Origin of the sequence: Burkholderia orbicola (assembly GCF_900100915.1) — a bacterium.
Lineage (GTDB): Bacteria > Pseudomonadota > Gammaproteobacteria > Burkholderiales > Burkholderiaceae > Burkholderia > Burkholderia orbicola.
Map to the genome: position 1 here is coordinate 168,479 of NZ_FNKW01000003.1, position 22,484 is coordinate 190,962.

The window sequence follows — 22,484 nt, forward strand, 5'->3', positions numbered from 1 at the left end:
TGCGATGACCGATCAATACGACAACTGCATGGCCGCGTGCGACGCCTGCGCGCACGCATGTGATACCTGTGCGGCCGCCTGCCTCGCGGAGCGCGACGTGCACACGCTCGCGACCTGCATCGCGCTCGACATCGAATGCGCGCAGCTGTGCCGCTTCGCGTCGGGCGCGATGGCACGCCGCAGCGGGCTCGCGCCGCGCATTTGCGCGCTGTGCGCGCACGCATGCGACCTGTGTGCGGCCGAGTGTTCGCGGCATGCGCACGAGCATTGCCGCCGCTGCGCGCTCACGTGCGAGGCGTGCGCGGCGATGTGCCGCGCGATGGCGTGAGCCCTACGGCGTCCCTTGAACCTGGCGCGCGACGCGCTGCAGCAGCGCGTCGAGCACGGCCATCTCGACGGGCTTCACGAGATGATCGTCGAAGCCCGCCTGCGCGGTGCGTTCGAGGTCGGACGCACGCGCGTGGCCGGACAGCGCGACGCAGGTCGTGTCGCGCAGCGCATCGATCGCGCGCAGTTCCTGCAACAGCGTGAAGCCGTCGACGTCCGGCATCGTCAGGTCGAGGATCATCAACTGCGGTGCGTAGTCGCGGGCGAGCGCGAGCGCTTCATTCGCGTCGTACGCGACGCGCGGCGCGTGCCCTTTCAGTTGCAGCAGCACCGCGAGCGTATCGGCCGAGTCGCGGTTGTCGTCGACGATGACGATGCGCAGCGGCTCGACGGCCGGCTGCCCGGGCGCGGCAGGCGCGGGCGGTGCGGTGTGCTCGTTGCGCGCCATTTGCGTGATCGGCAGCCATACCGTGAACGTCGCACCGTGGCCGGGCCCGCCGCTTTCCGCAGCAATCCGCCCGCCGTGCAGTTCGACGAACGACCGGCAGATCGCGAGCCCGAGCCCGAAACCGCCGGACGGGGAGCGGCCCGTCGCACCTTCCTGTTCGAACAGGTCGAAGATCGTTTCGAGCGCGCCGGGTGCGATGCCGACGCCGTGATCGACGACGCTGATCGCCACCAATGGCCCTTCGATTCGCGCGCCAACGTCGATCCGGCCGCCGTGCGGCGAGAATTTCGATGCGTTGTCGAGCAGGTTGTGCAGCACCTGGACGAGCCGTGCGTCGTCGCCGTGCAACACCACGGAATCGTCCGGCAGGTCGACGCGGATCCACTGCCCGCGCGCGGCCAGTTTCGGCTGAATGCTCTCGACGCCGCGGCACACGACGTCGCGCACGGTGACCGGGCGAGCGTCGAGCTCGACCTTGCCGGCCGTGATGCGCCCGACGTCGAGCAGATCGTCGACGAGCCGCGTCAGTTGCCCGACCTGGCGGTTCACGGCATCGCGACACTGCGCGAGCACGGGCGCCGGATCGGGCAGGCTCTGCAGCACGCCGACCGAATTGCGCAGCGGCGCCAGATGGTTGCGCAGCTCGTGCGCGAGCATCGCGATGAATACGCTGAGCCGCTGCGTCGATGCCTCCAGCTCCTCGAGCCGCTTGCGCTCGGTCATGTCGCGCGTGATCTTGATGAAGCCGCACAGCTCCTGCATCGCGTCGCGCACCGGCGTGATCGTCACGCTTGCCCAGAACTGCGTGCCGTCCTTGCGCACGCGCCAGCCTTCGTCCTGGAAGTGGCCGTGCGCGGCGGCCAGCGCGAGCCCTTGAGACGGCCGGCCGGCCGTGATCGCGTCGATCGGATAGAACAGCGAGAAATGGTGACCGACGATCTCGGCGGCGTGGTAGCCCTTGATGCGCTCCGCGCCGGCATTCCACGTCGCGACGTTGCCGTACGGGTCCAGCATGAACACCGCGTAGTCGGTGATCGATTCCACGACGGTCTGGAACCGGAATTCGGCGAAGCGGTGCTGCAGGTCGCGCGCGTCGGGCGGGCCGGGCGGCGGATGCGGGGGGAAATCGGCGTCGTCTTTCTTCATCGGAGCGGCAGGTCGGAAATACGGGCGGCCGCAGGTCGCCGGACCGCCGCCGGACAGACGGCGGCCGCGCGGATCGAATTGGCACGTCCGAAAGAATAAAGGAACTCGATTCGGCTGATCAATGGGTGCGCATCGGCCGTGCCGTCCGCCGACATGGGCGCCGGCGCGACCGTCGGCGGCGGGCGCGGCATGCCGATTGCACGACCGGATCGTCCGCCTGCCGTGCGGTGGCCATCCGGCCGCTCGCCCGGCGGCAAGCCAGGCAAGGAGGCCGACATGAACAGCACCCTGAATCCCGACAACGAACCGGCCGGCCCGGACGACGACAACGCGAGCCGCGGCCGCGACGGCCGTGCGCTCGGCCCGAGCGATTCGTCCGACAGCGGCAGCGACACGGCGGGCGCGCGGCGCCATCCGTTCGACGTCGATTCGCCGCTGGACGACCACGCGCTCGAACGCGGCGACGCGGCGCTCGACAGCGATACGGACCGAGCTGGCACCGGCGAGCGCGCGTCGGCGGACGGCGATTCGACGCTCGAGGAAGGTGCCGACATCGAGCCGGACCGCACCGAGCGGCTCAGCGAGCCGGGCCGGACGGACGAATCGGAGGACCCGGACGACCCCGGCACCGCGCCGTGAGGCCGGCCACGCAAAAACTGCAATCGCGTTGCAGATTGGGGCGGCTGGCGGTTTCCCCACGCTGCGACGCGCAACCGTCGCGGCCCGGCAACGGCGCCGGCACGCGATTTGCATTCACCCGACCGACGCGCGCCGCGATGCGGCATGGGTCCGCGCACGGCGCAGGCGATCAAGGAGAGACACGATGCAACGACGATATCCCGGACGGCATGGCGAGCGTGGCGGCCCGCCCGACTGGCGCGAGCGCAATGAACGCGCGTACCGGGGCGCTGGCGAGCGCGGCATCCCGGACGACCCGGCACGGTGGCCGGAAGAAGACTACGAATCGGCTTACCGTCGATTCGCGAGCGAGGATGTGGGCCCGGAAGACTGGGGCAGCGAATGGACCGAGCGGGCCGCGCGGCCGGCCGACCAGCAGCGCGCCGCGGCCGACCCGGACTGGCCGGGCGGCGCGCGCGAGCCGGCGCGGGGCGCCGAGCGCGGCTACGGTGACCCGGGCCGCCGCGCGCAGGGCCGCGAAGGGCGGTACGGCGGCGAGCGCCCGGAATACCGCGGCCATCACCGGATGGGCTGGTACGGCAGCGAGCGCGATATAGGCGACCCCCGAGGCGACCCCCGAGGCGACCCCCGAGGCGACCCCCGAGGCGACCCCCGAGGCGACCCCCGAGGCGACCCCCGAGGCGACCCGCGCTACGGCGGCAGCGCCCCCGACCTGTCGCGCTTCGGCAGGGACACCGAACGCGACGCGCTGCGCCATCGCCGCGGGCCGAAAGGCTATACGCGCTCGGACGAGCGGATTCGCGAGGACGTCTGCGAGCGGCTCGCGCATGCGCTGGAGATCGACGTGAGCGACGTCACCGTGCAGGTGAAGGCGGGGCGCGTCGAGCTGGAGGGCACGGTGCCGGCGCGCTGGATGAAGCACGACATCGAGGATCTGGCGGACGGTTGCCTGGGCGTGCAGGACGTCGAGAATCGCGTGCGTGTGCGCCGTGACAACGAACCCGATGCCGGCATGGTGCTGCACCCGGACCAGCGGACCGTCACGCCCACCCAGCCGGCGGCGCGTGACCCCGAGCCCGGCACCGTCGTGGGCGGCCGCGAGCGCGAACCGCGCCACTGACCACCCGTGCGTGAAACGGCCCGTCCCCGACCGCGAGCAATGCGTGCATGACGACCGGAATCGACGAAACGCCCATCAAGGATCGTGAGGCGGCAGCCGGCCGCGACCGTCGAGGGCGCCGCGACGGGCGCGGCCTGCGGATGCGGATCGCGGTCGAACTGTGGCGCGCGATCTGGCGTTACCGCGCGCGCGTGCTCGCGGCGATCGTGCTGCTGGTGCTCGCGAAAGCGGCGGCCGTGTCGGTGCCGCTGCTGCTCAAGGACATCGTCGACGGTTTCGGCCGCGTGGCCGGCCAGCCGATGACGTGGCCGGTGCTGCTGCTGTTCGCGTATGCGGTCGTGCGCTTCGCGTCCAACGCACTGAACGAAGTGCGCGACATGACCTTCGTGCAGGTCACGCAGCATACGGTCGCGACGTTTACCGTGCGCACGTTCGGCCACCTGCATCGGCTCGGTGCACGCTTTCATGCGCAGCGCGAGACGGGCGCCGTCGTGCGCGATCTCGAGAAAGGCACGGCCGGGATCGGCTACCTGCTCGGCGTCGCGGTGTTTACGATCGTGCCGACGGCCATCGAGATCGGCTCGGTGCTGGTGATCGTGATCAGCAAGTACGGCGGCGGCTTCACGGCGATCATTTTCGCCACGTTCGCCGTCTACGCGGCGTATACGGTGGTGTTTACGCGCCGGCGCATGCGTTACCAGCGGCGCGTGAACGCGCTCGAGGCCGAGTCGAATTCGCGCGTGGTCGACAGCCTGCTGAACGTCGATACGGTCAAGTATTTCGCGCGCGAGGACGTCGAGCGCGACCGGCTCGACCGCGTGCTCGACGAATGGCGCGAGGCCGGCGTCGACAACCAGTACGCGCTGTCGGCGCTGCATATCGGGCAGAGCGCATGCATCGGCGCGGGGATCGCGGCCGTGATGCTGCTCGCCGGGCAGCAGGTCGCGCGCGGCGCGATGACGATCGGCGATCTCGTGCTGATCAACGCGTACATCATCCAGATCAGCCTGCCGCTGAATGCGCTCGGCTTCGTGTTCCGCGAGGCGAACGACGCGATGACGAACATCGAGCGGCTGTTCGGGCTGCTCGACGCGCGCGGCAAGCCGGGCGAGGACGGCGATGCGCCCGGCGCGCAGCCGCTCGTCGTGCGCGGCGGCGCGATCGAGTTCGAGCACGTCGACTTCGGCTACGAGCCGAGCCGGCAGATCCTGTTCGACGTGTCGTTCCGCATCGAGCCCGGGCAGACGGTCGCGGTGGTCGGCGGCAGCGGCTCCGGCAAGTCGACGCTCGCGCGGCTGCTGTTCCGGCTGTACCAGCCCGATGCGGGCACGATCCGGATCGACGGGCAGGACTTGCGGCTCGTCACCGAGCGCAGCCTGCGCGACGCGCTCGGCATCGTCCCGCAGGACACCATCCTGTTCAACGACACGCTCGCGTACAACATCGCGTACGGCAAGCGCGACGCGACCCGCGGCGAGGTGATCGCGGCCGCGCGCGGCGCGCAGCTCGACGCGTTCATCGAGCGGCTGCCCGATGCATACGACACGCGTGTCGGCGAGCGTGGCGTACGGCTGTCGGGCGGCGAGCGGCAGCGGGTCGCGATCGCGCGCGCGTTGCTGAAGGCGCCGCCGATCGTCGTGTTCGACGAGGCGACGTCGGCGCTCGACACGCGCTCGGAGCGTGCGATCCAGCAAGAGCTGATGCGCGTCGCGCAGCATCGCACGAGCCTCATCATCGCGCACCGGCTGTCGACCATCGTCGACGCGGATCGCATCCTCGTGATGGAGCACGGCCGGCTCGTCGAGCACGGCACCCACGACGAACTGCTCGAAAGCGGCGGCGTGTATGCGCAGATGTGGTCGCTGCAGGCGAAGCAGCGCGAACTGGAGCGCACGGAGGCGAAGTTCGCGCGGCAGCCGGTGCGGATCAACCCGCTCGTGTCGCAGGTGCTCGATTCGCTGGCGGAGGCGGCCGCGCGGCGCGGCGTGCCGGTGTTTCGCCATGTGTCGGACGAGGATCTCGTCGTCAACGCCGATCCGGCCGCGCTGCGGCGCTTCGTGTGGGAGCTGTGTCGCGGCGCCATCGAAGCGAGCAGCGGCGGGCAGCTCGAGGTGCGCACCGCGCGCCACGACCCGGAAGCGCGCATCACGATCGCGTGCACGGGCGTCGACGCAACGGAGCTGTCGCTGATCGATCTCGAACGATTGCAGGACGCGATCGAGGAGGCCGGCGGCTACGTCGTGCGCGAACGCGACGATACCGGCGTGACGCTGCACGTTTCGCTGCCGATGTACGCGGTGGCACCGGCGTCGATGCAACCCGACGGCGCCGTGCCGAACGCGGCCAAGCCGCTCGACGGCCTGCGCATCGCGTGCGTGGACGATCACGACGAGGCGCGCGAGGCGCTCGGCGCGCTGCTGAAGGTGGCGGGCGCCGACGTGCACGCGTATGCGTCGGGCCAGGCGTTGCTGGACGACCTGTGGCGCGCGCGCCGGGCCGACTGGCCGGCGCTGCTCGTCTGCGACATCGATCTCGGCGACGACGAGGAGGACGGCTATACGGTGATGTCGCGCGTGCGTCAGCTCGACGCCGCGCGCGATCGCGACGGCCGCGCGCCGCTCGAGGCGCTGGCCTTGTCCGGCCATGCGCGCGATCGCGACCGCACGCGCGCGGTCGAAGCCGGTTTCCATGCATACCTGACCAAGCCCGCGGTAGCGGCCGACCTGATCGCGGCGTTGCGTGCGCTCGCGTTTTCCTCTGGAGAAATCCATGCCGAACCTTCTGAACCCGACGACACCCGAAGCCCTGAACGCGCGTCGCGGCGGTAGTGCGTTCGCCGACCGCCAGGCCGCGGTGGCGGCCGTCGAGCTGCTGTTGCCGACCCTGTCCGCCGCGCTGCAGAGCGACTTCGTCGGCGACAGCGGCTGCCTGCACATCGTGATCATGGACCCGGCGCTCGGGCCGCACGACGCGGCGTTCGAGGACGCGATCCTGTATGAGTTTTCGCTGCCCGATCCGAAGGACTGGGACGCCGACTATCGCGCGTATGCGCGGGCCAAGGCGCGGCTGTCGTGGGAAACGGGCCGCGACGGCCACGTCGTGCAGGCGCTGGAGCCGTATCGGTTGCGCGCGGGCGACACGAACCTGTGGGGCGGTGTCGCGCTCGGCGGCATCGTGGTCGGCGTGTCGGGTGCGCAGCCATGGTTCGACGAGGCGTTCGCGGGCTGTATCGCGCACTGCCTGCGCGCGCTCGCGAAGCACCGCGCGCAAGCCACGCCCGACGCGCTCGCGATCTGAGCGGGCCGGTTCGTCCCGCTTTTTACAGCCGGTTATAAAAAAGCCAGCGACCTGACACCGGCGCCCGATGCGGCACGGGCACACGCAGGCCGGCACGGTTTTCGCTGTACCTCTTCCACGGACGGTTGTCGCGACAAGTGTCGCCGTCAGCCGGATGGTTTTCCGACATCGACAGGAGGTGCAGGTGAACGCGACTCACGATCCAGCCAAACCGCCGCTCGCCGGCCGGACCGCACTCGTGACCGGGGGCGGCCGCGGTCTCGGCGAAGCCATTTGCGAAGAGCTTGCGCAGCACGGCGCGCACGTCGTCGTCGCCGATCTCGACGGCGACCGCGCGGCGGCCGTCGCGCAGCGGCTCGAGCGGCACGGCGGACAGGCGGTGGGCCGGCCGCTCGACGTGCGCGACGAGGCATCGGTGCTGCAGGTCGTGCACGACGCGCGCGAATCACTCGGCGATCTCGACGTGATCGTCAACAACGCGGCGATCGACGTCACCGCGCCGATCGACGACGTGAGCGTCGACGCGTGGCAGCAGGTGCTGATGACGAACCTGTTCGGCCCGTACCTGATGTGTCACGCGGCCGTGCCGATGATGAAGGCGCGCGGTAACGGGCATATCGTCAACATCGCGTCGACCGCGTCCAAGCGCGCGTGGCCGAACGCGTCCGCGTATCACGCGACGAAGTGGGGGCTGCTCGGGCTGTCGCACGCGCTGCACGCCGAACTGCGGCCGAGCGGCGTGCGCGTGTCGGCGATCGTCGCGGGCGGGATGCGCACGCCGTTCCTGCTCGACCGTTTCCCGGACATCGACGAGGACACGCTGCAGCCGCCCGAGCACGTCGCGGCCGCCGTGCGCTTCGTGCTGACCCAGCCGCCGGGCACCGTGGTGCCGGAGCTGATGGTGCTGCCGATGAAGGAGACGTCATGGCCCTGAAGCGCGAACGGCGGCTGCCCGGCGCGGTGCTGCTCGACAAGGACGGCACGCTGCTCGACGACGTGCCGTACAACGTCGACCCCGCGCGCATGCGCCTCGCGCCGGGCGCCGCGCGCGCGCTGCGCACGCTCGGCGCGACCGGCATGCCGCTGGCGGTCGTGTCGAACCAGCCGGGCGTCGCGCTCGGCCGCTTTACCGAAAACGAGCTTGGCGCGGTCCGCCAGCGTCTCGCCGAACTGTTCGAAGCAAACGGCGCGACGCTGGCGGATTTTTTTTACTGCCCGCATCACCCGCGGGGCAGCGTGCCGCGCTACACCTGTGACTGCATCTGCCGCAAGCCGCGCCCGGGCATGCTGCGCCGCGCGCTGAGCGCGCTCGGCGCCGTGCCCGAATGGAGCTGGATGATCGGCGACATTCTCGATGACGTCGAGGCCGGCCGCACCGCGCGCTGCGGCACGATCCTGGTCGACTGCGGCAACGAGACCGAATGGCAGCTCAACGCCGCGCGCACGCCGCACCACGTCGTCGATCGCATCGACCTGGCCGCTGACATCGTCGTGCGCGAAGCCGTGCGCCGGCACGGCTCGTGGGTCCGGCGATGAGCACGGCCTGGAGCCGCGCCCGCCGCATCCTGTGCGTGCGGCTCGACAGCATCGGCGACGTGCTGATGACCACGCCCGCGCTGCGCGCGCTGAAGGAGAGCGGCGCCGATCGCCAGCTGACGCTGCTGACGTCGCGCACGGGCGCGGCGCTCGCGAAGCATCTGCCGATGGTCGACGACGTGTGGAGCTACGACGCGCCATGGGTCAAGCATCCGGACGTGCGCGGCGATCCGGTGGCCGATCTCGACATGATCGACCGGCTGCTGGCGGGCCGCTTCGACGCGGCCGTGATCTTCACCGTCTACAGCCAGAATCCGTTGCCCGCCGCGATGATGTGCTGGCTCGCCGGCATTCCGCTGCGGCTCGCGCATTGCCGCGAGAACCCGTACGAACTACTGACCGACCGCGTGCCGGAAACCGAGCCGGAATCGCACGTGCGCCACGAGGTCGCGCGCCAGCTCGCGCTGGTGCGTGCGATCGGCGCGAAGACGTCGGACTGGCGGATGGCGTTCGAGCCGGGCGACGCGGCGCGGCGTGCGGTGCACGCGCGCCTGCAGGCCGCGTTGCAGCGCGTCGGCGGCGCGCGTGAGCCGGGAGCGACGCGCGCGCGCTGGCTGGTCGTCCATCCGGGCGCGACCGCCGCGTCGCGGCGCTGGCCGGCCGAGCGCTTCGGCGAAGCGGCCGCCGCGGTCGCGCCGCTGTTCGACGGCATCGCGGTGACGGGTAGCGCGGACGAACGCGCGCTGGTCGACGCGGTGTGCGAACGGGCGGGGCCGCGCGCGGTGCCGCTCGCCGGCGTGTTGCCGCTCGGCGAGCTCGGCGCGCTGATCGAGACGGCCGACCTGCTGCTGTCGAACAACAGCGGCCCCGTGCATCTCGCGGCCGCGCTCGGCACGCCGGTGGTCGACCTGTACGCACTGACCAATCCGCAGCACACGCCGTGGCGGGTGCCGCACCGTGTGCTGAACGTCGACGTGCCGTGCCGCAACTGCTATCGCAGCGTGTGCAACCAGCCCGGCCATCCGTGCCTGCGCGGCGTGAGTGTCGACGACGTCGCCGCCGCCGTGCACGCATTGCTGCGCGGCCGCGCGCGCCATGCGCAACGCGCGGCCGAGCGGGCTGCCGCCCACGACGAAGGCGAGCCGGTCGCGGCGCACGCATCGAACGTGCTTCCGTTCGCGCACGTCATCACGAGGAACTGACGCATGCCTGAATCGACCTATACGCTCGGCATCAACGCCGCCTTCCACGACAGCGCCGCGTGCATCGTGCGCAACGGCGTCGTGATCGCGGCGGCCGAGGACGAACGCTTCACGCACGTGAAGCACGCGAAGCGCCCGGTGCCGTTCTCGACCTGGGAGCTGCCTTTCCACGCGATCGACTATTGCCTCGCGGAAGCCGGCATCACGCTCGCGGATGTTGACCACGTCGCGTATTCGTACGACCCGTGGTTCGAACTCGACCGCGAAGGCACGGCGCCGGCACTGACCTTGCCGCTGTCGCCGTCCGCACATGCGCCGCGCGAGGATGGCGCGTCGCCGTGGCATCCGCTGTTCCTGTCGTCGATCGTCAACGCGCCGCGCCAGCTCGCGGGCGGCGCGCCGCATCACCTGCAGCGGCGCTTTCGCGGCGTCACGCACGACGGGCCGTTCCGCTGGCATTTCATCGAGCACCATCTCGCGCACGAGGCGAGCGCGTTTCTCGCGGCGCCGTTCGAGCGCTGCGCGGTGATGACGATGGACGGGCGCGGCGAGCGCGCGACGACGAGCTATGGCGTGTTCGACGGCCGCGCGTACCGGCGGCTCGGGCAGGTCAACCTGCCGCATTCGCTCGGGTTGCTGTACGAGCGCTTGACCCGCTATCTCGGCTTTCTGCACTCGTCCGACGAATACAAGGTGATGGCGCTCGCGTCGTACGGCAAGCCAGTGTTCGCCGACGAGATGCGCAAGCTGGTGCGGTATCGCGGCGAAGGGCGCTACGACGTGCTCGACGCGGATCTCGCGGCAATGTTCGGCCCGGCGCGCGAACGCGGCGGCCCGATCGAGCCGCATCACTACGACATCGCGCATGCGTTGCAACTGGTGCTCGAGGAGACGACGCTGCAGGCGGTCGACTGGCTCGCCGCCGAGACCGGCGAGCGGCAGCTCGCGATGGCGGGCGGCGTCGCGCTGAATTGCGTGATGAACGCGCGGATTCGCGATCGCGGCCCGTTCGACGACGTATGGGTGCAGCCGGCCGCCGGCGACGCGGGCACCGCGCTCGGCGCCGCGCTGTGGACCGACTTCCGGATGCGCGGTGCGCGCGGCGACTGGCGGATGGATCACGCGTATCTCGGGCCGGCGTATGACGACGACGCGATCGAGGCGTTCCTGAAGGAAGCGCAGCTGCCGTACCGGCGCCTTGCCGACGTCGCCGCGCAGACGGCCGCGCTGCTCGCGGCGAATCGCGTGATCGGCTGGTTCCAGGGGCGCATGGAGTTCGGCCCGCGCGCGCTCGGCGCACGGTCGATCCTCGCGTCGCCGATCGATCCGGACATGCAGCAGAAGCTGAACCGGATCAAGGATCGGGAGGATTTCCGACCGGTCGCGCCGGTCGTGCTCGAAGACCGCGCGCATCACTGGTTCAGCGGCGGCCGGCGCACGCCGCTGCGCGCGCCGTTCATGCTGTTCGTGTACGACGTCTTGCCCGAGCGCGCCGAGAAGATTCCGGCCGTGCGCCACATCGACGGCACCGCGCGCGTGCAGACCGTCGACGAAACCCAGCATCCGCTGCTGCATGCGTTGCTGACCGAGTTCGACGCGCTCACCGGCGTGCCGGTGCTCGTCAACACGTCGTTCAACACGCGCGGCGAACCGATCGTGTGCTCGCCGCGCGACGCGATCGAATGCTTCTGGACCTCGCCGCTCGACGCGCTCGTGATCGGCCCGTTCCTGCTGGAGAAGCCCAGATGAACATGCGCGACACGCACCTGCCGCCCGTGGTGTCGGTGGTCGTGCCGACCTACCGGCGGCCCGATCTGCTCGAACGCTGCCTGGACGCGCTGTGCGTGCAGGTGTTCGATCCGACCACCTATGAGATCGTCGTCGTGGACGACGACCCGGCCGGCAGTGCGCGCGCCGTCGTCGATGCGTGCCGCGCCCGCGTGACCGACGTGCCGGTGATCCGCTACATGACCGCGCCCGACACGCAGGGGCCGGCCGGCGCGCGCAACGTCGGCTGGCGCAGCGCGGGCGGCGCGCTGATCGCATTCACCGACGACGACACGATTCCCGATCCGACCTGGCTGCGCCATGGCGCAGCCGCGCTGCTGGCCGAGCCGTCGGCGTCGGCCGCGGCCGGCCGGATCGACGTGCCGTTGCGGCCGCGCCCGACCGACTACGAACGCGACGCGGCGGGGCTCGCGCAGGCGGAATTCGCGACCGCGAACTGCTTCGTGCGGCGCGCGGCGCTCGAACGCATCGGCGGCTTCGACGAACGCTTCACGCGCGCGTGGCGCGAGGACGCCGACCTGATGTTCGCGCTGCGCGAGCATGCGGGGCCGATCGTCGAGGCCGACGCCGCGCGCATCGTGCATCCGGTGCGCCCCGCGCGCTGGGGATCGAGCATCGGCGCGCAGTCGAAGGTGTATTTCGATGCGCTGTTGTACAAGAAGCATCGCACGACCTACCGGCGTCATATCCGGCCGACGCCGCCGTGGCATTACTACGCGGCCGTGCTCGCCGCGCTCGGCGCGATCGGCTGTTTCGCGGCAGGCTGGCCGGCGCCGGCCATCGTGTGCGCGGCGGTGTGGGCCGCGATTACTGCGGGGTTCTGCGCGAAACGGCTGCGCGGCACGCAGCTCACGGTGTCGCATGTGGCCGAGATGATCGTCACATCCATCGCGATTCCGCCCGTGTCGCTGTACTGGCGCATGCGCGGCGCGCTTCACTTCAGAGTGTTATTCCTTTGACGTCCTCTTCTCCCTAAAGGGAAATGATTCCCACACCTGGCGATGCACGTCCGCATCGGAGAATATTCACAGCAGCGTTGGTATCTCGATCATGCTCGACACCACAGTCACTACAGGCCCACTCTCTTATTCGCAGTCCCGCGATACTTTTCGGCCGCGTCGTGCTGTCTTTCGACCCGCACGACGAACAGGACTGGGTCGAACCGCTTTCGTCCACTTCCTCGAACGTGGCTCCGTGCGCGATCGCTTTGTAACGGAGCTTGTTCCGGAAGGACGACCAGGACGCGTCGTAGACGCTCTTCGCCATCCTGGTTCTGGCGAGTTTCGCGGCCGACACGTTGCCGACCGCGATGTAATCGAAGCGCCGCACCAGATCGAGCGCGAGCTTGTGCTGGAAATCGGCACGGGCATTCGCGACCTTGGCGTGCAGCTTCGCGATATGTCGCTTGTGCTTTCGCGCTCGCTGCGCTTTCGCGAGTTTCTCGGCCGCGCATCGACCGAACCGATCGTTAGGCAGCTTCTCGCCCGTCGAAAGTGTGGCGAAGTCTTTCAAGCCGAGATCGATGCCGACCCCGGAACGGATCGGGCGGGCGTGCACATCCGGCATCTCGATCACGATATTGAGAAACCAGTTGCCGCGTGCATTCTGCGCAAAGTTGGTCCCGTCCTTGATCTTGCCTTCGGGAAGCGGTCGGCTGTTGAACACGCGAAAGGTGTTGCCGGCGAAACGGAACGCATCGCCTTCGCGCTTCAGGTCACGGCCCTTCAGCGGCACCCAGCCCAGCGACTTCCTGCCGCGATAGCGCAGGTAGGACCGACGGTGCTGACTGCGCGACTTCGCATATTGCTCGCACGTCGCGTTGACCGTGCCGGAATGGATCCCGAGTTCCTTGCTGCTGCCGGTCGTCAGCACGTTCAGGTCGAATCCTGTAGGCCACTTCTTGTTCCACTTCAGCGCGTGCTTCTGCGTGTCATTGCAGAAGTTCCAGACGTAGTTCACCGCACGGCTCTGCTTGTTGAGCAGTCCGTTGAGCGACTTCACGCGATAGCGGTAGACAAGGATCATGCCGGTGATCCTAACCCGTGGAAGAAGCTGCCTGTCAACAGCACGCCTTTCCTCTCCGTCCTGAAGGACGGGGTTTCTCGGAGCAAATGATGAAGCTCGATCCCGGCGTCGATTCCGACGGCTCGCGCGGCCCGAAGCGGATCGCGGTGTTCCGCGCGTTGCAGCTCGGCGACATGCTGTGCGCGGTGCCCGCGCTGCGCGCGCTGCGACGCGGCGAACCCGACGCGCGCATCACGTTGATCGGGCTGCCGTGGGCGCGCGAATTCGCGTCGCGCTTCTCGGACTACATCGACAGCTTCATTGCATTCCCCGGCGCACCGGGGCTCGGCGAACAGCCCGAACCCGACGCGGCCACGCGCGAGGCGTTCATCGCCGAATGCCGCTCGCGCGACTTCGATCTCGCGATCCAGCTGCATGGCAGCGGCGCGCACACGAACGCGATCGTCGCGTCGCTCGGCGCGACGCGCACGGCCGGCTTCGTGCCGGCCGACGGCGGCACGACCACGCTCGACTGCGCGCTCGTGTGGCGCGACGACGAACCCGAAGTGACGCGCTACCTGGCGCTCACGCGCAAGCTCGGCTACGCGGACTGGGGCGACTACCTCGAATTCCCGCTCGGCGGCCTCGACTACGCGCTGTGGCACGTGCTCTGCGACGAGCACGCGCTCGACCCCGGCCGTTACGTGATCGTCCATCCCGGCGCGCGGATGGCGTCGCGACGCTGGCCGGTCGAACGCTTCGCGCAGGCCGCGCGGCAGCTCGCCGACGACGGCTGGCAGATCGTGCTGACCGGCACGCGCGCGGAACTGGCGCTGGCGAGTGCGTTCGCCGAACACCTCGGGCGGCCGTGCGTAAACCTGTGCGGCCGCACGCCGCTCGGCGCGCTGGCCGCGCTGATCGCCCGCGCGCGGCTGCTGTTGTGCAACGACACGGGCGTATCGCACGTCGCAGCGGCGCTCGGCACGCCGAGCATCGTCGTCGCGTGCGGCAGCGATACGGCCCGCTGGGCGCCGCTCGACACCGAGCGTCATCATGTGCTCGCGAACTATCCGCCGTGCCGGCCATGCATGTTCGATACGTGCCCGTACGGGCACGAGTGCGCGACGGCGATCGGCGTCGGCGACGTGATCGGCCGGGCGGGCGAACTGCTCGCGGAGGAGAGACGTCATGTCACGTAAGCGGTTGCGCGTGCTCACCTGGCACGTGCATGGCAACTACCTGTATTACCTGTCGCAGGCGCCGCACGATTTCTACATCGTGACGAAGCCGCAGCATCCGCCCGGCTATGCGGGCCGCGTCGGGCACCTGCCGTGGGGCGACAACGTGCACGAGGTGCCGGCCGAGTGCGTGCGCGACACCGCCTTCGACTGCGTGCTGTATCAGCACGTGAAGCATTACCAGCACGACCGCCTGCGGCTGCTGAGCGAAGCGCAGCGCGCGCTGCCGACGCTGTTCGTCGAGCACGATCCGCCGCGCGAGCATCCGACCGACACGCTGCATCCGGTGCAGGACCCGAACGTATTGCTGGTGCACGTGACGCCGTTCAACGCGCTGATGTGGGACAACGGCGTGACGCCGACGCGCGTGATCGAGCATGGCGTGCTGATGCCCGAAGGTGTCGAGTATCACGGCACGCTGCCGAAGGGCGTGGCCGTCGTGAACAACCTCGCGCGCCGCGGCCGGCGCCTCGGCGCGGACCTGTTCGAGGTCGTGCGGCACAGCGTGCCGATCGATCTGGTCGGGATGGGCTCGAGCGAGCTTGGCGGGATCGGCGAGGTGCCGAACCCGGCGCTGCCGCAGTTCCTGTCGCACTACCGGTTCTTCTTCAATCCGATCCGCTATACGAGCCTCGGGCTCGCGGTGATCGAGGCGATGATGGTCGGGCTGCCGATCGTCGCGCTCGCGACCACCGAGATGGCGCAACTCGTGAAGACCGGCAGCAACGGCGTGGCTGATACGCGGCCGGCCGTGCTGGTCGACGCGATGCGGATGCTGATTCGCGATCCGGAACTGGCGCGCGAGTGGGGCGCGGCGGCCAAACGCGACGCGTGCGAGCGATTCGGCATCGAGCGGTTCGCGCGCGACTGGGACGCCGCATTGCGCGACGTGACGGGGTGACGGCGGCGGGGGCCCGCCGCACTTACGGCATCGTCGCGGGCGGCGAAGCGGAGGCGCTGCCGCCGTTCGACGCGTTCGCGGCCGGCGGCGCGCTGCCGCTGACCGCATTGCGCTCGCTTTCCGGCAGCAGCGCGAGCCGGTTGTACAGCGTTTTCAGGCTGATGCCGAGCGCCTTCGCGGTGCGCGGCTTGTCGCCGTTGAAATGCCGCAGCGACGCGACGATGAAGCGCTGCTGCGTATGCGCGAGCGTCGTGCCGATATGCAGCGTCATCGCGTTGTGACGCACTTCCTCGCGCGGCGGCGGGCGGCGCGGCAACTGCAGCTCGATCTGCTCGTCGGCGAGGATGAACGCGCGCTCCAGCGTATTGCGCAGTTCGCGCACGTTGCCGGGCCACGTGTACGCGCGCAGCGCCTTCATCGCCTGCGTCGACAGCCGCTTCCTGGTGCGGTGCCGCGCGTTCAGCCGTTCGACGATCTGCAGTGCGATGTCGCCGACGTCGTCCTCGCGCTGCCGGAGCGCGGGCACGTGCAGCGCGATCGGTGCGATCCGGTAGAACAGGTCTTCGCGCAGCGCGCCGCTGCGCAAGGCCTCGACCGGATCGTGATGCGTGGCCGCGACGATCCGCACGTCGAGCGGGATCGCCTCATGGCCGCCCACGCGCACGATCGTGTTGGTTTCGAGCGTGCGCAGCAGCTTGACCTGCAATTCGAGCGGCATCTCGGCGATCTCGTCGAGAAACAGCGTGCCGCCGCGCGCGGCCTCGAACATGCCCACATGTTGTGCAACGGCACCCGTGAAGCTGCCTTTTTCGTGACCGAACAACTGCGACTCCGCGATGTCCTTCGGAATCGCGCCGCAATTGACGGGCACGAACGGGCCGCGCCGGCGCGGGCTCATGTCGTGAATGAGCCGGGCGACGATATCTTTTCCCGCACCGCTTTCGCCGACCACCAGCACACTCACGCGGGTGGCGGCGACGCGCGACACTTTCAGTAGCAGATCCTGAATTGTTCGCGAACGGCCGAACAGTCGCGTGCCGTCATCATCGGATTTCGACATGGAGTAATAACCGGGTTGGGAAGTTTTGACCGAATGTGTCGGGACCAGGTAAAAAAGGACGTGGCACACGTCGTTTTTCACGTACTCAGAATACCTTTTATACCGATTCGACGACATTGAATCTGGCAATGCGATTTATGGCGACAGATAGATTTATTCGATGAGCGGCGAATGCACGACGTCGTTCTTCTATACTGCTAAGCACTCGTTTTCAGTGCAGGACAGCCTGTCTGCCCGTTCGTGTGCAGCGTCGAAGATGATGACGCGCATGACGCTGCACGTGCCGCGGTGCCGGCCGATGCACGCGCCGGGCCGCATTACAAGGAGCCTTGATGCCTTACGTCCTGATCGTCGAAGACGACGCCGATACGCGAACGATGCTCGCCACGCTCGCACGCACGCAGCAATTGACGTGCGATACGGCCGCGACGCTTGAAGAAGCGCGCACGCTCGTCTCGACGCATACCCCCGATCTCGTGCTGTGCGACCTCGTGCTGCCCGACGGCAACGGGATGGATCTGTTCGACGCATTGCCCAAACGCGGGCATTGCGAAATGGTGTTGACCACCGGCCACGCGAGCCTCGAAACCGCGATCGACGCATTGCGCCGCGGCGCGACCGATTACCTGGTGAAGCCGCTCAACATGCAGCGGCTGAACAGCATCTTCGCGCGCGTGCCGCGCACGACCGCGCTGCACGAGGAAATCGCCGAGTTGCGCTCGGAGTTGCAGCGCCTCGGCCGCTTCGGCCGCATGCTCGGCAGCTCGCCCGCGATGCAGGCCGTGTACGACGCGATCGGCCGCGTCGCGCGCACCGAAGCGTCGGTGCTGCTCACCGGCGAGTCTGGCACCGGCAAGGAGCTCGCCGCGCAAACGGTGCACGACTTGAGCCTGCGCCGCCGCGGCCCGTTCCTCGCGGTGAACTGCGGCGCGATCGCCGCGAACCTCGTCGAGAGCGAGATGTTCGGTCACGACCGCGGCAGCTTCACCGGCGCGGAACGCCAGCACAAGGGCTTCTTCGAACGCGCGGACGGCGGCACGCTGTTTCTCGACGAAATCACCGAGATGCCGCTCGAATCGCAGGTCAAGCTGCTGCGCGTGCTGGAGACCGGGCGCGTCACGCGGCTCGGCTCGACGCGCGAGATCGACGTCGACGTGCGCATCGTCGCCGCGACCAATCGCGACCCGGAAGCCGCGATGGCGGACGGCAAGCTGCGGCCCGACCTGTTCCACCGGATCAACGTGTTCCCGATTCCGCTGCCGTCGCTGCGCGAACGCGGCGACGACATCCCGATGCTCGCCGATGCCTTCCTGCAGCGCTACAACGAGGAGAGTGGCCGCAACCTGCGGTTCGCGCCCACCGCCCGCGAAGCGCTGAAGACCTACGAATGGCCCGGCAACGTGCGCGAGCTGCGCAACTTCGTGCAGCGCGCGAGCATCTTCACCGATGCCGACGTGATCGACACGTTGCCGCCGCCGATCATGGACGAGCTGTCCAGCATGGTCGATTCGCATGAAGATCGCGTGACGGTGCCGTTCGGCACGCCGCTCGAGGAAGTCGACCGCAAGCTGATCCTCGGCACGATCGCGCAATGCGGCGGCGTGAAGGCGCAGGCGGCCGAGGTGCTCGACGTCAGCCTGAAGACGATCTACAACCGGCTTGCGCAACTGGAAGATGAAGCGGAGAAGCCGGATTCCTGATGCCGCTACGACCGCTTTCATGTTTCCGTTCCGGCCTCGCGGCGCGTGTCGCGCTCCAGGCGGCGGCGCATGCGTTCGACGTGCGGCGGGATCGTGCGTCGTTCGCGCAGGGTCCACGCCAGACCGGCGAACGTGCGCACGATCGCGCGTTCGCGGCGCAGCAGCGGCAGCATGCGCAGGGTATGCCGCCACGCGGCCGTGGCCGGCCATCTGAGCCACGCGGTCCACACCGCGTTGCGTGCTGCGGTGCGCGCACGCGTGGGCCGGTCGCGCTGCAGCGACGGGTAGTGATGGACGGTCAGGCGCGGCGCATACACGAGCCAGTGTCCCGCGCGATACAGGTCGAGCGCGAGCAGCGCCTCCTCGCCGCCGAGGAAGTAGTGCGGATGGTAGCCGCCCGCGCGCACGAACGCGTCGCGCCGGAAGGCGGTCGCGCCGGCCAGCAGCCCGAGGATCGGCCGGCCCGGCAGCGCGACGGGCGCGTCGAGCGGGCTGTCGGCCATCAGCCGGCAGGTCGGGTCTTCGCGTTCGTCGGGGCCGACCAGCACGCGCGCGGTGACGGCCGCGACGTGCGGATACGCGTCGAGCAGGTTCGCGGCTTCGGCGATCGAGCCGGGCGCCCACCACGTGTCGTCGTCGCAGAACGCGACGTGGCGCGTGCGGGCGACGGCGACGCCGAGATTGCGGCCGGCCGCGCCGAGGTTGCCCGGCGCATGCACGAGCGCGACATGCGGAAAGCGGTCGTGGATCAGCGTGGCCGTGTCGGCGTCCGCCGCGTTGTCGACGACGACGATCGCCGGCCGGTCGGGCAGCACGGACAGGTGTTCGAGCGTGCGCGCGAGTTCGGCGGCGCGCCGGCAGGTCAGCACGATCGCGGTCACGCGCGGCTCGCCCGGCGGCAGCGCGACGCGCGCGGGCGTTACGTGGACGTGACGTCGCATTCGAGCCGCCAGATCGTTTCGGGTTCACGGAGAGCGGCACGCATATGAGGTTCCAGCAGCGTTACCTGGCTCGCGTACGCATCGACGGCGGCGGCTTTCGCGGCGACGCTGTTCGTGTCGCCGGCGGCCGGCGCCGCGACCGGCTGCGCCGTCCAGCCGCGCTCGCGCCATTCGATCACGCGCCGGGCCATCAGCCCGTCGATGCGGCGATACGGCACGTCCTCGTAGAAGCGCCAGACGTGCGACGGATCGTCGGCACGCAGCAGCGACAGCATGGCTTCCTGCACCTGCAGATGATCGCGGTGGAACAGGCCGGCCGGCGCGAGCACGCCGAAGCCCGGGTGCGCGTCGATCGCCGCGGCCACGCGTGTCGCGATCGCGGTCGACGTAGTCGGTACGCCGTACTGATCGTCGAGGAAATCGAGCCACACGGGGCGGGCGTCGAGCAGCGCGAGCGCGCGGCGGTCTTCGTCGCGGCGCGCGTGCATCGCTTCGTCGGCGTGGCGGAAGCCCGCGCGCTGATCCCACGGGGGCGCGGGCGTGCCGTGCGGCGGGATGCCCGCGAACACGGTGACGACGATCGAGCCGGGCGCCTGCGCGAGCAGTTGCCCGCAACTGAAGACGGCATCGTCGAGATGCGGCGAGACGACGAGCCAGCGTGTCGGGTCGGGCATGGCGTGAAGTTCTCCATCGTGAGCGGCCGGGCCGCCGGTTCCGATCGGCCAGCATGCGTCGTGCCCGCGGGCGGCGTCCGCGCCGGCCGCTGTCGAGTGTCCCCGCAGGAGCGTGTCCAATGACCGAAATTGCACGGCCGCAGGCCGGAAATTACGCAACGGCCGTGATGCTGGTCGCGATCGCGACCGTGTTGCAGACGCTCGCGATCCGGTTCGGCGGCGTGAATCTGCCGTTCGTGCTGTATTACCCGCTGCTCGCCGGCGCCGCGTGGGCGACGTCGTTCGTGTTCGGCATCGTGTCGACGGTGGTCAGCGGGCTGCTCGTCTGGACGCTGTTCCTGTCCGATCCGGCCGCCTATACGACGCCGCTGCCCGACCGGCTCGTGCAGCTCGGCACGTTCATCCTGATCGGCGCGCTGGTGTGCGCGGTCGCGTCGCTGCTGCATCACACGCGGCTCACGAACGATCGCGCGCGCCGACGCGAGGCGGCCGCCCGCCGCCAGTTCGAGGCCGTGCTGCGCGCGCTGCCGCACGGCGTGATCGCGACCGACCCGAACGGGCGGCTCATCTATCTCAACGCGGCCGCGGCCGAACTCGTCGGCTGCCGGCCGGACGAGGCGGTGGGGCGGCCGGTGCGCGACGTGCTGCGCATCGTCGATCACGAAGGCCGCCGCGTGCCGACCACGCCGCTCGACCATGCGCTCGGCGGCGCCGAGGCGACGTCCGACCGGCACTGGCTGCAGGCCGGCAGCGGCGATCGGGTGCCGATCGTCGCGGTTGCGTCGCCGATCGGCGATGCGGACGGCAATCTGGACGGCGCGGTGCTGCTGCTGCGCGATGCCGGCGCGGACCGCGCGCGCGTCGATGCGTCGCGGCTCCAGCATGCGGTCGTCGAGGCGTCGCCGGACGCGATCGTCGGGATCGACGCCGACGGCCGCATCGCCAGCTGGAACGCGGCTGCGCAGCGGATCTTCGGCTACGACGAGGCCGACGCGCGCGGCCGCAGGTTCGACACGCTGATCGCGCGGCGCTGGCTGCGGCTCAATCCGCTCGCCGACGCGTTCGACGCGATGCACGAGCCGGTCGGGCCGCTCGAACTGTTGTGCGTGCGGCGCGACGGTCGGCGCTTTCGGGCGACGGTATCGGCGTGCCCGGTGCAGGGCGAGGCGCGGGCGTGCGTCGCGCTGTCGCTGACGCTGCACGAAACCGGCGCGCAGCGTCGCCGCGACCTGCGGGCGCAGCGCTCGCTGCAGGGCGCGCGCGATGCACGCGATCAGGCCGACACGTCGAACCGGCTGAAGGACGAGCTGCTGGCCACGGTGTCGCATGAATTGCGCACGCCGCTGAACGTGATCTACGGGTGGATCGAGGTGCTGCGCAATACGGGCGACCACGCGTTGCAGCATCAGGCGATCGACGCGATCGACCGCAGCGCGCGTTCGCTCACGCGGATGGTCGGCGACATCCTCGATGCGTCGTCGCTCGCGACCGGCAAGCTGCGGCTCGACGCGACGCCGGTCGACGTCGTGCGGTTGTTCTCCGATCAGGTCGGCACGTTCCAGACCGCCGCCTCGTCGGCCGGCATCATGCTCGAATTCGACTGCGCCGCGTCCGCGTGCATCGTGTCGGGCGACGCCGAGCGGTTGCGGCAGATGCTGTCGAACCTCATCTCGAATGCGCTGAAATTCACGCCGGGCGGCGGCAGCGTGACGGTCGGCCTCGCGCGCGACGGCGGGCACGCGGTGTTGACCGTCGCCGATACGGGGCAGGGCATCGCGACGGAGTTCACGCCGTACGTGTTCGACATGTTCCGCCGCGCGGACGATTCGCCCGCGTCGCCGCGGCGCGGGCTTGGTCTCGGCCTGTCGATCGTGCGACATATCGCGCAACTGCACGGCGGCAGCGTGACCGTCGCGAGTGCGGGCCGCGATCGCGGCACGACGTTCACGGTGACGCTGCCGGCCGGCTGGCAGCCGGGCGGCGCGATGGCGTGGAGCATCGTGCAGGCGGGCGGCCAGCGCGAGGCGCTCGTGCTCGATACGCAGCGCATCCTGATCGTCGACGACGACGCGACCACGCGGGCCAGTCTCACCGCCGCGCTGACCACCTTCGGCGCGGCGGTCGCGATCGCGTCGTCGGGCCGCGAGGCGCTCGCGATGGTGGCCGACATGCGGCCGACGGTCGTGCTGTCCGACCTCGCGATGCCCGACGGCGACGGCTTCTGGCTGCTGGAGGCCTTGCGGCGCGGCACGACGAACGGCGACAGCGGCCCGCTCGACGTGCGCGTGCTGGCCGTCACCGCGCACGCGGGCCTCGCCGACGAGCGCCGCGCGCTGGAGGCCGGCTTCGACGGCTATCTGTGCAAGCCGGTCGACGTGCGCGAACTGGCGCACAAGATCGCGCACGTGACGAAGCGCGACGGCTGACGCGCGTCGCGTCTCGGTTGCTTCGGCCGCGTCAGCC

The 22,484-nt window shown here is 69.8% G+C and carries 19 protein-coding genes; 14 read left to right on the forward strand and 5 right to left on the reverse strand.

The genetic code is table 11. The features are described from left to right. The first annotated feature begins 4 nt into the window (after positions 1 to 4). A complete protein-coding gene (locus tag BLS50_RS30625; RefSeq protein WP_074807142.1) occupies positions 5 to 328 on the forward strand; it encodes a four-helix bundle copper-binding protein in 324 nt (107 codons plus the stop codon). A gap of 3 nt (positions 329 to 331) precedes the next feature. Here the strand turns inward: BLS50_RS30625 and BLS50_RS30630 are convergent, their stop codons facing one another. Further along, positions 332 to 1,921, reverse strand: a complete 1,590-nt coding sequence (locus tag BLS50_RS30630; RefSeq protein WP_074807144.1) for a hybrid sensor histidine kinase/response regulator — start codon at positions 1,919 to 1,921, stop codon at positions 332 to 334. A 276-nt stretch (positions 1,922 to 2,197) separates the two neighbouring features. Here BLS50_RS30630 and BLS50_RS30635 point away from each other — a divergent pair, with 276 nt between their 5' ends. The 9 genes from BLS50_RS30635 to BLS50_RS30675 all read left to right on the forward strand — a co-directional run bounded on the left by BLS50_RS30635 (position 2,198) and on the right by BLS50_RS30675 (position 12,462). Beyond that, positions 2,198 to 2,560 carry a hypothetical protein gene (locus tag BLS50_RS30635; RefSeq protein ID WP_027807736.1) on the forward strand — a complete coding sequence of 121 codons (363 nt, stop codon included), beginning with the start codon at positions 2,198 to 2,200 and terminating at the stop codon, positions 2,558 to 2,560. Positions 2,561 to 2,744: 184 nt separating this feature from the next. Then, a complete protein-coding gene (locus tag BLS50_RS30640) occupies positions 2,745 to 3,680 on the forward strand; it encodes a BON domain-containing protein (RefSeq protein WP_074807147.1) in 936 nt (311 codons plus the stop codon). Positions 3,681 to 3,727: 47 nt separating this feature from the next. Next, complete coding sequence (locus BLS50_RS30645) at positions 3,728 to 6,508, forward strand: ABC transporter transmembrane domain-containing protein (protein WP_409410373.1); 2,781 nt, start codon at positions 3,728 to 3,730, stop codon at positions 6,506 to 6,508. Continuing rightward, positions 6,450 to 6,977 (forward strand): hypothetical protein, encoded by a 528-nt coding sequence (locus BLS50_RS30650; RefSeq protein WP_074808638.1) that lies wholly within the window; start codon positions 6,450 to 6,452, stop codon positions 6,975 to 6,977. Before BLS50_RS30645 ends, BLS50_RS30650 begins: the two co-directional genes overlap by 59 nt. Positions 6,978 to 7,161: 184 nt before the next feature. Then, complete coding sequence (locus BLS50_RS30655; RefSeq protein ID WP_074808641.1) at positions 7,162 to 7,911, forward strand: SDR family oxidoreductase; 750 nt, start codon at positions 7,162 to 7,164, stop codon at positions 7,909 to 7,911. Next, positions 7,902 to 8,513 carry a D-glycero-alpha-D-manno-heptose-1,7-bisphosphate 7-phosphatase gene (locus BLS50_RS30660; protein ID WP_011545589.1) on the forward strand — a complete coding sequence of 204 codons (612 nt, stop codon included), beginning with the start codon at positions 7,902 to 7,904 and terminating at the stop codon, positions 8,511 to 8,513. The genes BLS50_RS30655 and BLS50_RS30660 overlap by 10 nt, the downstream gene beginning before the upstream one ends. Continuing rightward, positions 8,510 to 9,715, forward strand: coding sequence for a glycosyltransferase family 9 protein (locus BLS50_RS30665; RefSeq protein ID WP_074808646.1), 1,206 nt, complete (start codon positions 8,510 to 8,512; stop codon positions 9,713 to 9,715). Before BLS50_RS30660 ends, BLS50_RS30665 begins: the two co-directional genes overlap by 4 nt. Before the next feature lie 3 nt (positions 9,716 to 9,718). Continuing rightward, positions 9,719 to 11,464 carry a carbamoyltransferase family protein gene (locus BLS50_RS30670; RefSeq protein ID WP_074807151.1) on the forward strand — a complete coding sequence of 582 codons (1,746 nt, stop codon included), beginning with the start codon at positions 9,719 to 9,721 and terminating at the stop codon, positions 11,462 to 11,464. Beyond that, on the forward strand, positions 11,461 to 12,462 hold the full coding sequence (locus BLS50_RS30675; protein WP_053525348.1) for a glycosyltransferase family 2 protein: 1,002 nt from the start codon (positions 11,461 to 11,463) through the stop codon (positions 12,460 to 12,462). The genes BLS50_RS30670 and BLS50_RS30675 overlap by 4 nt, the downstream gene beginning before the upstream one ends. A 13-nt stretch (positions 12,463 to 12,475) precedes the next feature. Here BLS50_RS30675 and BLS50_RS30680 read toward each other — a convergent pair whose 3' ends face one another. Beyond that, on the reverse strand, positions 12,476 to 13,528 hold the full coding sequence (locus BLS50_RS30680; protein WP_074807153.1) for an RNA-guided endonuclease InsQ/TnpB family protein: 1,053 nt from the start codon (positions 13,526 to 13,528) through the stop codon (positions 12,476 to 12,478). A gap of 89 nt (positions 13,529 to 13,617) precedes the next feature. Here BLS50_RS30680 and BLS50_RS30685 point away from each other — a divergent pair, with 89 nt between their 5' ends. Then, positions 13,618 to 14,706, forward strand: a complete 1,089-nt coding sequence (locus BLS50_RS30685; RefSeq protein WP_074808644.1) for a glycosyltransferase family 9 protein — start codon at positions 13,618 to 13,620, stop codon at positions 14,704 to 14,706. Next, complete coding sequence (locus BLS50_RS30690; RefSeq protein WP_074807156.1) at positions 14,696 to 15,646, forward strand: glycosyltransferase family 4 protein; 951 nt, start codon at positions 14,696 to 14,698, stop codon at positions 15,644 to 15,646. Before BLS50_RS30685 ends, BLS50_RS30690 begins: the two co-directional genes overlap by 11 nt. A gap of 22 nt (positions 15,647 to 15,668) precedes the next feature. Here the strand turns inward: BLS50_RS30690 and BLS50_RS30695 are convergent, their stop codons facing one another. Beyond that, positions 15,669 to 16,706 carry a sigma-54 interaction domain-containing protein gene (locus tag BLS50_RS30695; RefSeq protein ID WP_027806760.1) on the reverse strand — a complete coding sequence of 346 codons (1,038 nt, stop codon included), beginning with the start codon at positions 16,704 to 16,706 and terminating at the stop codon, positions 15,669 to 15,671. A 332-nt stretch (positions 16,707 to 17,038) separates the two neighbouring features. On the opposite strand from BLS50_RS30695, the gene BLS50_RS30700 reads away from it, so the two are divergent. Beyond that, positions 17,039 to 18,406, forward strand: a complete 1,368-nt coding sequence (locus BLS50_RS30700; RefSeq protein WP_074807159.1) for a sigma-54-dependent transcriptional regulator — start codon at positions 17,039 to 17,041, stop codon at positions 18,404 to 18,406. 17 nt (positions 18,407 to 18,423) lie between these two features. Here BLS50_RS30700 and BLS50_RS30705 read toward each other — a convergent pair whose 3' ends face one another. Beyond that, a complete protein-coding gene (locus tag BLS50_RS30705) occupies positions 18,424 to 19,347 on the reverse strand; it encodes a glycosyltransferase family 2 protein (RefSeq protein WP_074807160.1) in 924 nt (307 codons plus the stop codon). Next, positions 19,326 to 20,021 carry a PIG-L deacetylase family protein gene (locus tag BLS50_RS30710; protein ID WP_074807163.1) on the reverse strand — a complete coding sequence of 232 codons (696 nt, stop codon included), beginning with the start codon at positions 20,019 to 20,021 and terminating at the stop codon, positions 19,326 to 19,328. The genes BLS50_RS30705 and BLS50_RS30710 overlap by 22 nt, the downstream gene beginning before the upstream one ends. Positions 20,022 to 20,140: 119 nt before the next feature. Between BLS50_RS30710 and BLS50_RS30715 the strand changes: the two genes are divergently transcribed. Further along, positions 20,141 to 22,447, forward strand: a complete 2,307-nt coding sequence (locus tag BLS50_RS30715) for a hybrid sensor histidine kinase/response regulator (RefSeq protein ID WP_074807166.1) — start codon at positions 20,141 to 20,143, stop codon at positions 22,445 to 22,447. The last annotated feature ends 37 nt before the right edge of the window (positions 22,448 to 22,484 follow it).

What these genes read in the sequence shown, in the direction of transcription:
- BLS50_RS30670 (WP_074807151.1), top strand. Translation starts at nt 9,719, where the DNA reads ATGCCTGAATCGACCTATACGCTCGGCATCAACGCCGCCTTCCACGAC.
- BLS50_RS30630 (WP_074807144.1), bottom strand. Translation starts at nt 1,921, where the DNA reads ATGAAGAAAGACGACGCCGATTTCCCCCCGCATCCGCCGCCCGGCCCG.
- BLS50_RS30700 (WP_074807159.1), top strand. Translation starts at nt 17,039, where the DNA reads ATGCCTTACGTCCTGATCGTCGAAGACGACGCCGATACGCGAACGATG.
- BLS50_RS30675 (WP_053525348.1), top strand. Translation starts at nt 11,461, where the DNA reads ATGAACATGCGCGACACGCACCTGCCGCCCGTGGTGTCGGTGGTCGTG.
- BLS50_RS30710 (WP_074807163.1), bottom strand. Translation starts at nt 20,021, where the DNA reads ATGCCCGACCCGACACGCTGGCTCGTCGTCTCGCCGCATCTCGACGAT.
- BLS50_RS30695 (WP_027806760.1), bottom strand. Translation starts at nt 16,706, where the DNA reads ATGTCGAAATCCGATGATGACGGCACGCGACTGTTCGGCCGTTCGCGA.
- BLS50_RS30665 (WP_074808646.1), top strand. Translation starts at nt 8,510, where the DNA reads ATGAGCACGGCCTGGAGCCGCGCCCGCCGCATCCTGTGCGTGCGGCTC.
- BLS50_RS30690 (WP_074807156.1), top strand. Translation starts at nt 14,696, where the DNA reads ATGTCACGTAAGCGGTTGCGCGTGCTCACCTGGCACGTGCATGGCAAC.
- BLS50_RS30685 (WP_074808644.1), top strand. Translation starts at nt 13,618, where the DNA reads ATGAAGCTCGATCCCGGCGTCGATTCCGACGGCTCGCGCGGCCCGAAG.
- BLS50_RS30705 (WP_074807160.1), bottom strand. Translation starts at nt 19,347, where the DNA reads ATGCGACGTCACGTCCACGTAACGCCCGCGCGCGTCGCGCTGCCGCCG.
- BLS50_RS30635 (WP_027807736.1), top strand. Translation starts at nt 2,198, where the DNA reads ATGAACAGCACCCTGAATCCCGACAACGAACCGGCCGGCCCGGACGAC.
- BLS50_RS30650 (WP_074808638.1), top strand. Translation starts at nt 6,450, where the DNA reads ATGCCGAACCTTCTGAACCCGACGACACCCGAAGCCCTGAACGCGCGT.
- BLS50_RS30680 (WP_074807153.1), bottom strand. Translation starts at nt 13,528, where the DNA reads ATGATCCTTGTCTACCGCTATCGCGTGAAGTCGCTCAACGGACTGCTC.
- BLS50_RS30660 (WP_011545589.1), top strand. Translation starts at nt 7,902, where the DNA reads ATGGCCCTGAAGCGCGAACGGCGGCTGCCCGGCGCGGTGCTGCTCGAC.
- BLS50_RS30640 (WP_074807147.1), top strand. Translation starts at nt 2,745, where the DNA reads ATGCAACGACGATATCCCGGACGGCATGGCGAGCGTGGCGGCCCGCCC.
- BLS50_RS30645 (WP_409410373.1), top strand. Translation starts at nt 3,728, where the DNA reads ATGACGACCGGAATCGACGAAACGCCCATCAAGGATCGTGAGGCGGCA.
- BLS50_RS30715 (WP_074807166.1), top strand. Translation starts at nt 20,141, where the DNA reads ATGACCGAAATTGCACGGCCGCAGGCCGGAAATTACGCAACGGCCGTG.
- BLS50_RS30625 (WP_074807142.1), top strand. Translation starts at nt 5, where the DNA reads ATGACCGATCAATACGACAACTGCATGGCCGCGTGCGACGCCTGCGCG.